The organism is Bradyrhizobium cosmicum (assembly GCF_007290395.2).
Taxonomy (GTDB): Bacteria; Pseudomonadota; Alphaproteobacteria; order Rhizobiales; family Xanthobacteraceae; genus Bradyrhizobium; species Bradyrhizobium cosmicum.
On sequence record NZ_CP041656.2, the window covers coordinates 1452958 to 1467578 of the forward strand.

14 protein-coding genes are annotated in these 14621 nt (G+C 64.6%); 11 read left to right on the top strand and 3 right to left on the bottom strand.

Annotated elements, in window-relative coordinates:
- Positions 1 to 229: 229 nt before the first annotated feature.
- From FNV92_RS06780 to FNV92_RS06800, 5 genes are all read left to right on the top strand, one after another.
- Positions 230 to 910, top strand: a complete 681-nt coding sequence (locus FNV92_RS06780; RefSeq protein ID WP_014439939.1) for a response regulator transcription factor — start codon at positions 230 to 232, stop codon at positions 908 to 910.
- Between the two features lie 9 nt (positions 911 to 919).
- Positions 920 to 2344 (top strand): sensor histidine kinase, encoded by a 1425-nt coding sequence (locus FNV92_RS06785; RefSeq protein ID WP_143841612.1) that lies wholly within the window; start codon positions 920 to 922, stop codon positions 2342 to 2344.
- Positions 2345 to 2403: 59 nt separating this feature from the next.
- Positions 2404 to 3327 (top strand): RNA polymerase sigma factor RpoH, encoded by a 924-nt coding sequence (rpoH, locus tag FNV92_RS06790; protein ID WP_143841611.1) that lies wholly within the window; start codon positions 2404 to 2406, stop codon positions 3325 to 3327.
- Positions 3328 to 3406: 79 nt separating this feature from the next.
- Complete coding sequence (locus FNV92_RS06795) at positions 3407 to 6589, top strand: efflux RND transporter permease subunit (RefSeq protein WP_143841610.1); 3183 nt, start codon at positions 3407 to 3409, stop codon at positions 6587 to 6589.
- Entirely contained in the window at positions 6586 to 7857 is a 1272-nt protein-coding gene (locus tag FNV92_RS06800; RefSeq protein WP_143841609.1) for an efflux RND transporter periplasmic adaptor subunit, read from the top strand. Before FNV92_RS06795 ends, FNV92_RS06800 begins: the two co-directional genes overlap by 4 nt.
- Before the next feature lie 65 nt (positions 7858 to 7922).
- On the opposite strand, the gene FNV92_RS06805 is transcribed toward FNV92_RS06800, so the two are convergent.
- Positions 7923 to 8459, bottom strand: coding sequence for a hypothetical protein (locus FNV92_RS06805; RefSeq protein WP_244623755.1), 537 nt, complete (start codon positions 8457 to 8459; stop codon positions 7923 to 7925).
- A gap of 149 nt (positions 8460 to 8608) precedes the next feature.
- Complete coding sequence (locus FNV92_RS06810; protein WP_143841607.1) at positions 8609 to 8851, bottom strand: hypothetical protein; 243 nt, start codon at positions 8849 to 8851, stop codon at positions 8609 to 8611.
- A gap of 252 nt (positions 8852 to 9103) precedes the next feature.
- Here FNV92_RS06810 and FNV92_RS06815 point away from each other — a divergent pair, with 252 nt between their 5' ends.
- From FNV92_RS06815 to FNV92_RS06840, 6 genes are all read left to right on the top strand, one after another.
- Positions 9104 to 9385, top strand: coding sequence for a hypothetical protein (locus FNV92_RS06815; protein WP_143841606.1), 282 nt, complete (start codon positions 9104 to 9106; stop codon positions 9383 to 9385).
- A 294-nt stretch (positions 9386 to 9679) separates the two neighbouring features.
- Positions 9680 to 10735 carry a catalase family peroxidase gene (locus FNV92_RS06820; protein WP_143841605.1) on the top strand — a complete coding sequence of 352 codons (1056 nt, stop codon included), beginning with the start codon at positions 9680 to 9682 and terminating at the stop codon, positions 10733 to 10735.
- Positions 10732 to 11292 carry a cytochrome b gene (locus FNV92_RS06825; protein ID WP_143841604.1) on the top strand — a complete coding sequence of 187 codons (561 nt, stop codon included), beginning with the start codon at positions 10732 to 10734 and terminating at the stop codon, positions 11290 to 11292. The genes FNV92_RS06820 and FNV92_RS06825 overlap by 4 nt, the downstream gene beginning before the upstream one ends.
- A gap of 234 nt (positions 11293 to 11526) precedes the next feature.
- Positions 11527 to 12363: a formate dehydrogenase accessory sulfurtransferase FdhD gene (gene fdhD / locus FNV92_RS06830; protein WP_143846070.1), complete on the top strand. Its 837-nt coding sequence runs from the start codon at positions 11527 to 11529 to the stop codon at positions 12361 to 12363.
- 18 nt (positions 12364 to 12381) lie between these two features.
- On the top strand, positions 12382 to 13050 hold the full coding sequence (locus FNV92_RS06835) for a YoaK family protein (RefSeq protein WP_143841603.1): 669 nt from the start codon (positions 12382 to 12384) through the stop codon (positions 13048 to 13050).
- Positions 13051 to 13086: 36 nt separating this feature from the next.
- Positions 13087 to 13224: a hypothetical protein gene (locus tag FNV92_RS06840; RefSeq protein ID WP_168213220.1), complete on the top strand. Its 138-nt coding sequence runs from the start codon at positions 13087 to 13089 to the stop codon at positions 13222 to 13224.
- A gap of 95 nt (positions 13225 to 13319) precedes the next feature.
- Here the strand turns inward: FNV92_RS06840 and FNV92_RS06845 are convergent, their stop codons facing one another.
- Positions 13320 to 14567, bottom strand: a complete 1248-nt coding sequence (locus tag FNV92_RS06845) for an oxalate decarboxylase family bicupin (protein ID WP_143841602.1) — start codon at positions 14565 to 14567, stop codon at positions 13320 to 13322.
- Positions 14568 to 14621: the final 54 nt, after the last annotated feature.

Genomic DNA, 14621 nt, shown 5'->3' on the forward strand with positions numbered 1-14621 from the left:
TCCTTGCATGGATGCTGCTCGTGAGGCGAGCCGCCCGGAGCATGAACTGGAATTCAATGGCAGCGCTCGCGCCGCAAGCCTATCTCGTACCACAGCGAGTGGCCTGCATCGGACGGCGTCAAGGCCGCAAGGTCGGTGTGCGCGGACAACGGACATGACACCGCGCGCTGCTGAACCCACGCTTCCTCACCGCGCGCCAGGACGCCGCGCGAAAGGTGGAGCGAAGATCATGAACCGGATTCTCCTGATCGAGGACGACGCCGAGACTGCCGAGGCGATCGTGGCCGAGCTCGCCGATCGCGGCTTCGAGGTGCAATGGGCCGGTGACGGCGTTGACGGTCTCGACAGGGCCCGGGCGTCGAGCCCGGATGCCATGATCGTCGACCGTATGCTGCCCGGCATGGATGGGCTCACCGTCATAGAGGCGCTGCGCAAGGATCAGGTCAGGACGCCCGTGCTGGTGCTCAGTGCACTCGGCGCGGTGGATGACCGGGTGCGCGGATTGCGTATGGGCGGAGACGACTATCTCACCAAGCCGTTCGCGCTGGTCGAACTGGTCGCGCGGATCGAGGCGCTGCTGCGCCGTCCCGGCGACAGCCGCGAGACCATTCTGCATGCCGGGCCGCTCAAGCTCGACCTGATCGAGCGGACCGCGCAGCGTGGCGAGCGCGAGCTCGACCTGCTGCCGCGCGAATTCCGACTGCTCGAATACATGATGCGCCGGAACGACCAGTTGCTGACGCGCGCCATGCTGCTCGAGGAGGTCTGGAACTACAAGTTCGTTCCGGCGACTACGAATTTGATCGACGTCCATATGGGCCGGCTTCGCCACAAGGTCGACGGCCCCGGAGAGACGCCGCTGATCCACAACGTCCGGGGCTCCGGCTTCGTCCTGCGCTCGCGGCAATAGGGGCGGGCAATGTACCAGATCCGGTTGATCCGCTCCGGCACATTCCTCTGGGCCCTGGCTGTGGCGGCGGCATTCGCGTTGTTCGTGGTCGCGCTATTCGCGTTCATCTACTGGAAGCTCGACGACTATCTGGTCGCGCGCTCCGATCGCATGATCACCACGCAGATCCACTTCGTTGCGGATCTGCCGCCGGCGCGCCGCGTCAGCGCCATCGCAGATCATCTGGCGCAGGACTCCAGGGGCGTGCAATACGCGGCACTGTTCGATGCCGCCGGCGCCCGCCTTGCCGGCAACATCGATCGCCTGCCGCGCGAACTCGGACTCGACGGAGCGGTGCAGGGTGTGCCGCTCGACCTGCTGGAAAAGGCCGCGGCGCATGTGCCGGTGGTCAGGGCGGTCGGCAGGCGCCTCGACGATGGTGATATCCTGGTTATGGGACGGAACGTCGACGAGACGCGCGAGATATCGAGCGTCGTGGGGGAGGCCCTGGCCCTCGGCCTGCTGCCGGCCTTCAGCCTCTGCCTGTTGGCCGGTGTCTGGCTGAGCGTCCGCGCCCAGAGGCGCGTGGAAGAAGTCAACCAGCGGGTCCAGCGCATCGTGGCCGGCGAGTTGCGGGAGCGGCTCCCGGAGGGCAGCACGGACGATTCCTTCGCGCGGCTGGCCGGAATCGTCAACGGCATGCTCGACGAGATGGAGACCATGATCAATGCGCTGGCCGGTGTCGGCAACGACATCGCTCATGATCTCAGGACGCCGCTGACGCGCGTCCGTCTGGCGCTGGAGCGCGGTCGAACGCATGCGGCAACGCTGGAAGAGCTCCAGGACGTCTCGGACAAGGCCATCGCCGGCATCGACCAGTCGCTGGCGATCATCACGGCCCTGCTGCGCCTGACCGAGATCGAGAACAACCGCCGCATGGCCGGTTTTGGCGACGTCGCGCTCGACGAGATCCTGCGGGAGGTGTGCGACGTCTACGAGCCCATCGCCGAAGACAAGCGCATCGGGCTCGGGGTCGTCATCGAGCGCAATGTGCGGGTGTGGGGCGACCGCGACCTGCTGTTCGAGGCGGTCGCTAATCTCGTCGACAATGCCGTCAAGTTCACGCCGTCAGGCGGACGGGTGGAGCTCGCGCTGGAAGCGGAGGACGACACCGCGCTCGTGCGCGTGAGCGACACCGGGCCCGGCATCAGCGAGCAGGAGCGCGAGGCGGTGCTGCGGCGGTTCTATCGTTCCGACAAGATGCGCAACACGCCCGGCGTGGGGCTCGGACTGAGCCTGGTGGCCGCAATCGTCAAGCTGCACGGCTTCCGGCTGATCATTGGCCCCGCTCCCGGAGGGCGGATCGAGATCCTCGCCTGGACCGGGAAGGCGGGCATGCCCATCACGCGCCGGTCGCGGACATTGCTGCACGCAGACGCGAGCCGGATGGGATGACCAGATCATGCAAGATGCTTTCGAGATCAACCAGCCGGCCTGGACCAGAGGAGTGACAGATGCAGACTAGCCACGAAATAGCGAGGCGCGATCCCAGTGCCATGCCGGCCGCATCGGTGTCGCCACCGTTCCTCAGCGCATATTCGGCAACCATCGGGCGCTTCGACCTGCTGGAGCCGGGGCAGGAGCAGCAGCTGGCAAGGCGCTGGCAGGAGACGCGGGACCGGAGTGCGGCGGACGCGCTCGTCACCAGCCATCTGCGGCTCGCCGCCAAGCTGGCGCGCGGTTACAAGGGATACGGACTTCCGCTGGTCGATCTGATCGCGGAAGCGAATCTCGGCCTCGTGATCGCGGCGTCACGCTTCGAACCCGGCCGCGGCGCGCGATTCTCCAGCTATGCAGTCTGGTGGATCAAGGCGGCCATTCACGAGTACATCCTGCGCTCATGGTCCCTGGTCAAGATCGGGACGACGGCCGCTCAGAAGAGGCTGTTCTTCAAGCTCCGCAGCGAGATCAGGAAAGCCACCGGCAACGTGATGACGGGGCTCACACCTGACGTCGCCGAATTGATCGCCGGGAAGCTCGATGTGACGGCGCGTGAGGTGATCGAGATGGACGCGCGGCTCAATGGCGACATGTCATTGAACGCCCGTGTCGGCGATGAGGACAGTGGAACCGAGCTGGAAGCCTTGCTGGTCGACGGGGCGGCCGACGCGGAGACGGTGCTCGCCGATCACGAGCTGTCGGAGCAGCGCACCTGTGCCCTGCGTGCCGCGCTGGGCGGGCTCGCGGCGCGGGAGCGTCGGATCTTCGAGGCACGGCGGCTGACGGAACGTCCCGTGACTCTCGATCAGCTCGCCCGCGAACTGGCGATCTCCAGCGAACGTGTCAGGCAGATCGAGCTTCGCGCCTTCGGCAAGGTGAAGCGCGCCGTCATGCTCGCCGCACAGGACGCGCCACGCGCCGCCGCGTGTGTCGGCTGAATTCGATTTCATTTGAACGGGGAACCGACAGTCCTCACCTGTCCGACGATTACGCATAACCCGCTTCAGGCAGACTATCATGGGAATTGTTCGCTTCGCGCTCCGGCTTCCGCACACATTCTATGTGCTTGCGGCGCTGATCCTGTTCCTCGGCGGCATCGCGATCCGCTCGATGCCGACGGATATTTTTCCAGAGATCCGGATCCCCGTCGTCACGGTCATCTGGAGCTACACCGGCCTTTCCACGCCGGAGATGGAGCAGCGCGTCAGCACCTACAGCCAGTATTCGATCAGCGCCAATGTCAGCGGCATCAAGAATATCGAAGCCCAGACGCTCAACGGCCTGTCGGTTCAGAAGATCTACTTCCAGCCGGACGTCAATCTCGATCTTGCGATCTCGCAGATCGTCTCGGCCACCAACGCCATCCGCGCCCTGATGCCGCCGGGTATCCAGCCGCCGATCATCGTGCAGTTCAACGCCTCGAGCGTGCCGGTGCTCCAGCTCAGTCTCGAATCGAACAGCCTGAACGAGCAGCAGCTCTACGATTTCGGCATCTACCGCGTCCGCCAGCAACTGGCTCCCGTTCCGGGCGTGACGTTGCCCACGCCTGCTGGCGGCAAATACCGCCAGATCATGGTCGATCTCGATCCGAACAAGCTGCTGTCGCGCGGATTGACGCCGCTCGATATCGTCAATGCGGTGAACACGCAGAATCTGACGCTGCCGACCGGCACGACCAAGATCGGCGACACCCAGTACACCGTTCGAACCAATGCGACGCCGGCCACGATCCAGGATCTCAACATGATCCCGGTCAAGTTCGTGAACGGGGCCACGATCTTCCTGAAGGACGTCGCCCAGGTCCGCGACGGCGCCCAGGTCCAGCAGAACATCGTGCGCGAGGACGGCCACCGCGCCGTCCTGCTCAGCGTCATCAAGAACGGAAACGCATCCACGCTCGCCGTCGTCAATGGCGTGAAGGCTGCCTTGACGTCGATCCGCGCGTCGGCTCCGGCGGGGCTGAAGGTCAACGAGCTGTTCGACCAGTCGATATTCGTCACCCACTCGGTCGATGGCGTGCTGCGCGAAGGCGCGATCGCGGCCGGGCTCACGGCGCTGATGATCCTGGTGTTTCTGGGGTCATGGCGATCGACGCTGGTTGTCCTGATCTCGATCCCGCTGGCAATGCTGTCCTCGCTGATCGTTCTGTATTTCCTCGGCGAGACCCTCAACACGATGACACTCGGCGGGCTTGCCCTCGCGGTCGGTATCCTTGTCGACGATTCGACGGTGACGATCGAGAACACGCACCGGCTCTGGACCGAGGAAGGCATGCCGTTGTCGGAAGCGACCCTGCACGGAGCCGCTGAGATCGCGGTGCCGACGCTGGTCTCGACGCTCGCGATCAGCTGCGTGTTCACCTCGGTCGTGTTTCTGGAGGGCCCGGCCAAGTACCTCTTCACGCCACTCGGCCTCGCCGTGGTGTTCGCAATGCTGGCGTCCTACGGGCTGTCGCGGACGCTCACGCCGATCACCATCGGCCTGCTGCTGAAAGGCGAGCGGCGCCATGGCGAGGGCGAGCGGCCGTCGAACATATTCGCGCGCGCCTCTGCGGCGTTCGAGCGCGGCTTCGAGCGCCTGCGCGACGGATATTCGGATCTCCTCGACAGACTGCTACGACATCGCGTCATCGTTCCCGTCGTCGCCACGCTGGTGCTGGCACTCGGTGCCACCATGTTCGCCTATGTCGGAAGGGACTTCTATCCCCTCATCGACGGAGGCCAGATCCAGCTGCACGTTCGCGCGCCCGCGGGCACGCGGATCGAGCGGACGGAAGCGATTTTCCAGGCGGTCGAGGACAAGATCCGCGAAGTCATTCCGGAGCGCGACCGGGCGCTGATCGTCGACAATATCGGCCTGCCGGCGCGTGCCTACAATCTCGCATTCACGGACGGCTCGACCATCGGGGTGAACGACGGCGTCATCCTGGTGTCGTTGAAGGACGGGCATAAGCCGACTGCGGATTACGTCAAGAAGCTGCGGCAGGTGCTTCCATCGGCATTCCCGGAGGACACCTTCTATTTCCAGGCGGCGGATATCGTCACGCAGATCCTGAATTTTGGACTTCCGGCGCAGGTCGATGTCCGCACGGTCGGTTACGGCAACAACAACCTCGCCGTCGCCAAGGAACTGCAGAAGAGCCTCGCGGCGATCCCCGGCGTCGTTGATGCGCATCTGCAGCAGGAGGTGGATGCTCCCGCGTTCTACGCCGACATCGACCGCACCCGCGCCGCGCAACTGGGCCTCAATGCCAGCACGGTGGCGACCAATATCAATGTCAGCCTCAGCTCGTCGGCGCAGGTCTCGCCGAATTTCTGGACGGATCCAACGTCGGGTATCCCCTATTACCTGGCGGTACAAACACCGGAATACAGGGCCAATTCGCTGAACGCCCTGGGAAACACTCCGGTGTCGGCCTCCCTTGCCGCAAGCGGCCAGACGGTGCCCGGACTGCTCAGCAATGTCGCCACCTTCAAGCGGGGCACCGTTCCCACCAATTCCAACCAGGCCAATGTCCAGCCGGTGTACGACGTCTATGCGAGCGTGCAGGGTCGCGATCTCGGCAGTGTCGCGGCCGACATCGAGAAGGTGACGTCCACCCTGCAGAAGCAGCTGCAACCGGGCAATTCGATTCAAGTCCTGGGACAGATCCAGAGCATGCATCAGTCGTTCCGTGATCTCGGGATCGGGCTGCTGTTCGCAGCCATCCTGGTTTACCTGCTGATGGTCGTGAACTACCAGAACTTCGGCGATCCCTTTGTCGTCATCATGGCGCTCCCGGCGACATTCTGCGGCATCGTGACGATGCTTTTCATCACCGGAACGACGCTGAACGTGCCATCGCTGATGGGAGCCATCATGGCGATCGGCGTTGCCTCGGCAAATTCCATCCTGCTCGTGACCTTCGCGCGCGACGAGCAGTTGAAGGGACACTCGGCGTTCCAGGCGGCACTCAGCGCCGGCCGGACGAGGATCAGGCCTGTGCTGATGACTGCGGCCGCGATGATCGTGGGCATGATCCCGATGGCGATCGGCGGGCCGGGCGAGGAGCAGAATGCCGCGCTCGCGCGGGCGGTCATCGGCGGCCTGCTGTTCGCAACCCCGACCACCTTGCTGATCGTGCCTTATCTCTTCGCCATGCTGCGCAAGGGCAATGACGGCAAGCCTCACCACGGCGTATTCGAGGAGCAACCGGAATGAGTGACGTTCGCGCAAGGACCGATGACGAGGGGGCGAGAGACCGCCCCCGGGCAGAAAGCCTCCGGGTCGTGGAGCTGCCGGGCAAGGGCGCGCGATCCGGGCGCCGTCACGGCGGTGCGCTGCTCGGAGGAGGCGTGCTCCTGCTGCTTGCGGGCGGTCTCGGCATTGGCGGCTGGCGGCACTATGAGGCTGCGCGTGACGTGGCCGCGGTGGCAGAACAGCTCCGAACCAACGTTCCCGAAGTTCGGGTGGCGACGGTCCGGCCCAGCGGCGACATCATGAAGGTGAGCTTGCCGGCGACGACGACTGCGTTCGAGGCGGCCAACATCTTCGCGCGGACCAGCGGCTATATCGAAAAGCGCCACGTCGATATCGGCGATCGGGTCAAGAAGGGCGACCTCCTCGCGGAAATCACCGCGCCCGAACTGGACCAGCAGATCGCGCAGGCCCAGGCGACACTGGCGCAGGATCAGGCGGCGCTTCAGCAGGCGCAGGCGAGCCGGGAACTGGCCGACGTCACCAATTCGCGCGACAGCAATCTCGTCAAGCAAGGCTGGCTGACGGCACAACAGGGCGACAACGATCGTCTCACCCTGCGCGCGCAGCAGGGTGCGGTGGGCGTCGCGCAGTCGAACATCACGGCGCAGGAAGCGCAGATTCGCGTCCTCCAGCAGGAGAAGGCGTATCAGCGTGTGGTGGCGCCGTTCGACGGCGTGGTCACGCAGCGCAACGTGGACAATGGCAGCCTGGTGCAAGCCGGATCGACCTTCATGTTCACGCTGATGCATTCCAACGTGATCCGAACCCAGGTCTTCGTGCCGCAGGATGAGGCCTTCGGCGTTGGACCCGGCGTCGATGCGGAGATCCGCGTCCCCGAGATCCCGGGACGGACGTTTGCGGGCAAGGTCACGCGGATCGCAACCGCGCTGCAGCCTGGGAGCCGGACGCTGCTGACCGAGATCGACGTGCCCAACCCCGATGGCCAGCTCAGTCCGGGCATCTATTGCACGGTCGAATTATCGATCCCGCGCAGGACGCCGTCCATGACCATTCCCTCCGACGCACTCGTTTTCGATCAGAACGGTCTTCATGTCGCGGTCGTGCGGAACGGCACGGTTCATCTGCAGCAGGTCTCGATCTTCAGAGACTTGGGCACCACGGTGGAGGTGCGAGACGGTGTTCATCCAGGCGATCAGGTCGTGCTCAATCCTGCGGTCGATCTGGCTGAAGGCAGCAAGGTCACCGCTCGCAAGGCCGAAGTGAGCTAGGGCGCCGAGATGATGCGGATTGCAGTCGCAACGGTGATGGCTCTGCTGCTCGGCGGATCTCCTGTTCAGGCACAGGTCGCAACGACCGGCAGCACGGCAATGGATCTGCCGACGGTGCCGGGCGCGATCGTGATCTCGCCGCTCAACAGTCCGGGGCCGTTTTCCGCGAGCACCGTGTCGGGTGCTCCTGATACGACTTTGGCACCCGTTCCGCTTGCGTCGGATCCGACCACGCCAGGGACGGTGGTGGTTTGCGCGCCACCGTCGTCATCGCCAACGCCGGTACCGGCGACCCCGACCGTATCGTCCACGGGTCTTGCGTCATCGGGCATCGCGGCTCCGATCCTGCCGGTTACGGGGCAGAACGGCAGCTCTATCGGAACGATCTCCGCGGCTGCGCCGGCGGGAACGGGTGCGGCGGTGGCATGCAGCTCAACGCCGGGAGGACAGATGACGAGCGCTGCGTCCCTGCCGTTGTCGATTTCGCAAGTGCCTGCAAGCCCCGCGCCCGGCACGATTCCCGCGGATACCAGCGCCGCCGGCGGCACGGGCATAGACCCAAATGCCGCCGTCGTGCCCAGCCCGAACAGCTCGGCGTGCATGGAAGGAGTTTCGATGAACCTGGCGGAGCCTGCGACGATGCTGCCTGCCAATGCCTCAGGCGCCGCGTCAACGCCGGGCGTGTCGCCGATCCTGCCGCCGGGATGCTGAGGGGGCGGCAGGACGGACGACGCTTGCTCGCGGCGTCTGGTCACCGACGCCCGTATTGGCCGTGAAGATGGCTGGGGGTGAATACGGGCGCGGCGCCACCCGGACGCTCGAGACCCATCCGCCCGGCTGGCGTCAGCGCGCCACCATTCAGCACGTCGCGATCGGGGTACATCGATGCGAAGGCTGCCGGCTCCTGGTCTGCGAAAGACCAGGCTGCTGATGCGGACGATATCGTCGCTGTCGAGATCAGCGCCGCGGCGATCATGACCTTGAATGCACTCATAGCGTTTCTCCATTGCTTGCTCTGTGCGGAGAGGCGCTTGGGCGATGATCGCTGCTCGGCTGGTGGCGTTTCCGGAATTGTTCTGATGGGAGTTATGTAGGTAGTCCGGTCGAAGAGTCGCGACGCATGTGCATCACTCTTGCGAGAAGATTCTGTCATGGTTGTCAGAGCGCTCGCGAGATTGTGCGCGACCAGAAGTGCCCGCCATTCGTTTCCGAACAGCTGATCGCGTGAACATCTGGAGTGTGAGCAATGAGATTACTCCCTGTCGTTTGTGTTGCCGTCGGTATTGCGCTGTCAGGCACTGCGTCCGCCCGCGGTGGCATGGGATCGCATATGTCGATGGGTGGCGGCGGTGCGCTTGGCACGAGCGCGGCCGCGCCAGGAACGAACTCGCTGGGGACCGCGCTTCCGTCGTCGGACGGCGGCGGTCATGCGACGAAGGGACCGTTGCTCGGCACGGATCCGACCATCGACAACGACGACGCCCGGCTCGAGAAAATGCTGGAAGGATCGGTTTGCCGCGGTTGCTGAAGCGCGCGCATCCGCCGGCCTTGCGTGAACTACTCAGCAATACGCGCTTGGCGCGAGACGGATCTTTCGAGTCCCCGCGGCTGTTTTTCAGATCGCACGAAATATTTCGAGAAAGCCCGAAGGGGGCAGGACGAGCCCTCCACTCGCCGGCAGGCCTGAACGTGCCTTCGCGAAATTGGCGTTGGGTTTCAGAAGATCGTTGCCGCGGCCGCCGGCTACAAGGAACGCGGGCCGCTCGACTGGGCGGGCCGTCTGGCCGGTCTGCGAGAAACTCGATCGTGGCAAGGAGAAGCGATGAATCAGTCAGGCAACGTGCCACGTTCGAGACTTGGATCGTTGGTGTTGATCGCGGCCGTTCTCGGAGGCGGCGCGGCCGTGTTCGCATACACTGCAGGCTGGTTCTCGCCCGGGCGCCTGTCGCCGGAGCGGATGATCGCGGCGCTGACGCCTCCGAGCGGCGCGCCGCTCGGGCACCGGCGAAATCATGCCAAGGGGATCTGCTTCACCGGCGTCTTCGAGGCGAACGGAAACGGCGTGGAGCTCTCGAGAGCCAAGGTCTTCGAGCGAGGCTCGTATCCGGCGCTCGGCCGCTTCAATTTAGGCACCGCCGATCCGAACGCCGTGGATGCAACTGTCCGTGTGCGCGGTCTGGGTTTGCAAATTGCAGCGGCGGACGGCGAAGAGTGGCGGATGGCGCTGATCAACCCGCCGGTCTTTGCAGTGTCGACGCCGCAAGCATTTCATGACCTGCTGATCGCGTCCGGCAAGAAGGATCCGGAGGCGATGAAGATTTTCATCCAGGCAAATCCGGAATTTGCCGCCTTCGCGGACTGGGCCAAGACGGCGCCCTGGACCGCCAGCTACACGGAAGAGCCTTACCACGGGCTCAACAGTTTCATCTTCACGGACGCGAAGGGCGGCGACCACGCGGTTCGATGGTCGCTACTACCCACCGTGCAACCCGTTCCGGTTTCGCTAGCCGAGCTGGAAAAGCGCGGTCCCGATTTTCTCGAGCAGGAGATAGTGGAGCGGGTCAGGACCGCCGGTCCGCAGCGCTGGACCATGGTCACGACTGTCGCCGGTCCCGGCGATCCGACCGCGGACCCGAGCAAGGCCTGGCCCGAGGGCCGCCGTACGGTGCAGGTCGGAACGCTCGTCGTGCAGCGGATCGAACAGGAGCGGGATGGGCCCTGCCGCGACATCAACTTCGATCCGACCGTGCTGCCGCAGGGAATCCGGGTCTCGGACGATCCTTTCCCGGCTGCGCGCTCGTCGGTCTACCGTAAGTCCTACGATTTGCGTGCCGCCGAAGCCAGCGACTATCCTCGAACCGGGACCGCCAGGCCATGAGCAACGCTCCTCATCGTTTCGCCCTGATCCAGCGGCTCCTGCACTGGCTGATGGCAGCGTGCATCATCGCCATGCTCTTCATCGGCGTCGGCATGGTGTCCACCGTGGCGCAGACCTATCTGCCCCTGATCCTGATCCACAAGACGCTCGGCGTCACCCTTCTGGTTCTCGTCGTGATCAGGCTGGCTCTGCGGCTCCATTACGGCGCGCCACCATTGCCGGCTGATCTTCCGCCGGCGATGAAGCTGGGAGCGAGATTGTCGCACCTGGCCCTCTATGGCTTCATGATCGTCATGCCTTTGCTGGGGCTCGGCATGCTTTGGGCTGCGGCCTATCCAGTCGTTCTGTATGGCGGAATCCGAATTCCGGCATTGCTGCCGCAGAGCGACATCGTGCACACGCTGCTGTGGAATGCTCATTTTTACTTGGGCTTCGCGTTCTTTGCCCTCGTGCTGTTGCATCTGGCCGCCGGGCTGTTCCATGCCTTGATCCGGCGCGACGGCGTATTCGATGCGATCGCACTCCTGCCGTTGCGTGACAGGACGCCGGTGGAGTGAACGCTTCGCGCGCCGGCGCGGCGAGCGTGCGGATAAACAATATCGCTGCATCCTGGAAAGATGGCCGGAAGCGGATCTCTGTACGCTTGCCCGCATCCATGACCGGCAGGACGGTCATATGTTCAAGAGGCAAGCCATGACGGATACGTCGAACGCGAAGGCGTCGCTCGGAAGAGCCATTCACGCGATCGTCGGGAAATGGGGCATACGGCTCACCCGGCAACGGTGGAAGTCATGATAATGGAGTCGACGTACACGAGGCACCGGGAGATCGCCTGGCGCGGCGGCCACACGAGTTCGACGTCGCGATTGGTCGCCGAGGAGAGCGCTATCGCGCTCACCTACAACGGGTCGACCCATGCGGTCATGATGGGGACGCCCGCCGATCTGGAGGATTTCGGTGTCGGCTTCAGCCTCACCGAAGGAATCATCGCCCGGGCAAGCGAGATCGCGAGCATCGAGCTGATCTCGAACGAACTCGGCATGGAAGTGCGGATGTGGCTCGATGGCGACCGTGCGGCGACCTTGGCGGCGCGCCGCCGCGCCATCAGCGGCCCGGTCGGGTGCGGGTTATGCGGCATCGAAAGCCTCGAACAGGCGTGTCGCGCGCCGTCGCGCGTCGAGGGCCCCGGCCTTGCCTTTCACGCGCGGGATCTGTTGCACGCCATGCAGGCGTTGTCTCCTCTCCAGATATTGAATCAGCACACGCGCTCCGTTCACGCGGCAGCCTTCTGGCATCCTCGCGCCGGCATTACTCTGGTCAGGGAGGATGTCGGCCGGCACAATGCGCTCGACAAGCTCGCTGGTGCAATCGTCAGCGAGGGAAGATCGGCGAGCGATGGCGCGGTGTTGCTGACGAGCCGCGTTTCGGTCGAGATGGTGCAGAAGGCAGCGATGATCGGGGCACCGGTCATCGTGGCCGTTTCCGCGCCGACCGCGCTCGCAATCCGGACTGCGGACGAGGCGGGGATTACGCTGCTGGCGATCGCCCGCGATGACGGATACGGCGTATTCACGCATCCGCACCGCGTTCTGCTGCCGGAAGAAACCGCGCCGCGCGCCGGCTGCTGACGTCGCGGACCTGCGAACATGGCGATGCAAGCTGCACTAACAGAGCCTTCCGCCACGGCGGGAGTCGAGGTCTACGCTCCGGAACGATCGCTGCTGGTTGCCTCTATCCTGAGCATGTCGGGAGGTTTCCTCGACGCCTTCACATGGCTGTCGCTCGGGGTCTTCGCCAGCTCCCAAACCGGCAATGTCGTCTTCCTCGGGGTCTACGCCCTGTCCGGGCAATGGCAGCGGGCGCTTCACCATCTCCTTCCGCTCGCGGCCTTCGTCCTGGGAGCGGTGGTCGCGGTCCGCACCCGGGCGGTACTGGGCTGTCTCGTCGGAGAGATCGTCTGCCTGACAGCGGCGCTGCTGCTGCTCCATCGTGCTCCCGATCAGATCGTGATCCTCGGAATCTCCTTCGGCGTCGCGCTGCAATCGGCGAGTTTCAGGCAGGTCGGGCGCTGGAAGTACCTCTCGGTCACCGTCACCGGAAACATGCTACGCGCTATCGATCAGTTCGTTGATGCGTCCGATCCGGAGGCGGCGTCGGGCGCCGGCACCATGCTCATGCTCTGCCTGATGTTCCTGTTGGGCGCCGCCGCCGGCGGCTGCGTGACCAAATGGCTGGGAACATGGAGCCTCGCACTGCCGATCGCATCGTCGATGAGCGTTCTCTGGCTCTGCCGCCGGCGCAATCATCCTCGTTGACATCGCGCTCGCTCGTTGCGGGCTGAGGCGCCCGCCATGCCATTCGGTAAAAGGACGTTCGTTCGCGGAAGCGAGCGCACCGTGCTGTTCGTTTTTCCGCTGATGCTGCTCTATGTCGCCGTCGGCTATCGCGTCTTCCGCGGCAAGGCGAACCCTGCTGCCGATCACTGCTGACGGCTTCACGGCGCGAAGTCGCCGTGTGTGGCGATGGACGAAAGAAGGGCGCCGCTTGGGCGCCTTTCTCGTTCAGGACCCTATATGGCCGTGCTTCAGGATTTGGGCATGACGCCGGGGCTGTTGTCCGGCCATTGGGCGATCAGCTTCTCGTCGATGTTGAAATGCTGGGCGACCATCCTGGGCGGCGTGTGCGTCAGCCAGTTGGAGAGCGACACCTCCTCGTAGCGCGGCGCGCGAAACACGCCGACGAACTGCAATTCGGTGTCGCCGACATTCTCGACATAGTGGCCGAGATTGCGCCGGACATAGCCGATGTCGCCGGCCGAAAAATCCGTCGTCCGCGCGTTGGGGCCGGTGTCGAACACCGTCATCCGCGCCTTGCCCTTGATGTAGTACTGCCATTCGTCAGCATTCGGATGCCAGTGCATTTCGCGGACCGCTCCCGGCGGCATTGTCACCAGCGCCGAGGCGACGGTGGTCGCCACTTTGAAGTTGCTGCTGTCGGCGACGCGAATGCTGCCGGCGGAGCTCTCCTTGACCGGCGTCGAGCTGCCGAGCGAATGAATGAACGGATAGGGCGGTGCCTCCGCATGTTTGGCAACTGCGGCGCGATCGGCAGCGAGATCGCCGGGCACCGTCCCCTGGAAGATCCAGAGATTGTTCAGCGGGATCTTGGCGAAGGCGTCGGCCGGCACGCCAAAGTTCTTCGCCAGCACCTCGGGCGGCGTATGGGCGAGCCAGTCGGTCACCAGCAGCGTGTTGAACTCATTGGCGTGGCCGTCGTCGAAGCAGATCACGAATTCGCAGCCGTCGGGACCCAGTCCCTGCAGCGAATGCGGCGCACCCGGCGGGAAATACCAGAGGTCGCCGGCCTTGAGATCGCCGACATAGGGGCGTCCTTGCGTGTCGAGCACGGTGATGCGGCAACTGCCGTAGGTCATGATCGCCCATTCGGCGGCCTGATGCCAATGCAGTTCGCGGATGCCGCCGGCGGAAAGCCGCATGTTGACGCCGGAGATTTCCTTCGAGATGGCGAAGTCCTCGACGGTGACCTGCCGTGCCCAGCCGCCATTCTGGATGCGCCTCGGCGCATTGTTGAACGAGGCCCAATCCATCGGCAGGCCTCCGACGTCGGTCGCGGGCGGGGTCTGTGCGGAAGGGAATTGCCTGGCCAATTCAGGATTTTGTGGACCGGGATCGGTCAGACTTCCGGGGCTCTTGGCGTTGATGGCGCCTTGCGGCGGCTCGTTCGGGTTGCCGAAGGTTGCGGCCTGCGCGCTGGAACCGACCATGGCGGCACCTGCCGCGGACATGGCCAGTAAATCACGTCGTGAAAACATCTGGGATCGCTCCTGAAAAGTGTCGAGCCCTCCGTAGCGACGGGGCTCCAATCG

Bases quoted from the DNA above. Each gene is read 5' to 3' on its own strand.
- FNV92_RS06780 (WP_014439939.1), top strand. From the start codon at position 230: ATGAACCGGATTCTCCTGATCGAGGACGACGCCGAGACTGCCGAGGCG.
- FNV92_RS06785 (WP_143841612.1), top strand. From the start codon at position 920: ATGTACCAGATCCGGTTGATCCGCTCCGGCACATTCCTCTGGGCCCTG.
- rpoH (WP_143841611.1), top strand. From the start codon at position 2,404: ATGCAGACTAGCCACGAAATAGCGAGGCGCGATCCCAGTGCCATGCCG.
- FNV92_RS06795 (WP_143841610.1), top strand. From the start codon at position 3,407: ATGGGAATTGTTCGCTTCGCGCTCCGGCTTCCGCACACATTCTATGTG.
- FNV92_RS06800 (WP_143841609.1), top strand. From the start codon at position 6,586: ATGAGTGACGTTCGCGCAAGGACCGATGACGAGGGGGCGAGAGACCGC.
- FNV92_RS06805 (WP_244623755.1), bottom strand. From the start codon at position 8,459: ATGCACGCCGAGCTGTTCGGGCTGGGCACGACGGCGGCATTTGGGTCT.
- FNV92_RS06810 (WP_143841607.1), bottom strand. From the start codon at position 8,851: ATGAGTGCATTCAAGGTCATGATCGCCGCGGCGCTGATCTCGACAGCG.
- FNV92_RS06815 (WP_143841606.1), top strand. From the start codon at position 9,104: ATGAGATTACTCCCTGTCGTTTGTGTTGCCGTCGGTATTGCGCTGTCA.
- FNV92_RS06820 (WP_143841605.1), top strand. From the start codon at position 9,680: ATGAATCAGTCAGGCAACGTGCCACGTTCGAGACTTGGATCGTTGGTG.
- FNV92_RS06825 (WP_143841604.1), top strand. From the start codon at position 10,732: ATGAGCAACGCTCCTCATCGTTTCGCCCTGATCCAGCGGCTCCTGCAC.
- fdhD (WP_143846070.1), top strand. From the start codon at position 11,527: ATGATAATGGAGTCGACGTACACGAGGCACCGGGAGATCGCCTGGCGC.
- FNV92_RS06835 (WP_143841603.1), top strand. From the start codon at position 12,382: ATGGCGATGCAAGCTGCACTAACAGAGCCTTCCGCCACGGCGGGAGTC.
- FNV92_RS06840 (WP_168213220.1), top strand. From the start codon at position 13,087: ATGCCATTCGGTAAAAGGACGTTCGTTCGCGGAAGCGAGCGCACCGTG.
- FNV92_RS06845 (WP_143841602.1), bottom strand. From the start codon at position 14,567: ATGTTTTCACGACGTGATTTACTGGCCATGTCCGCGGCAGGTGCCGCC.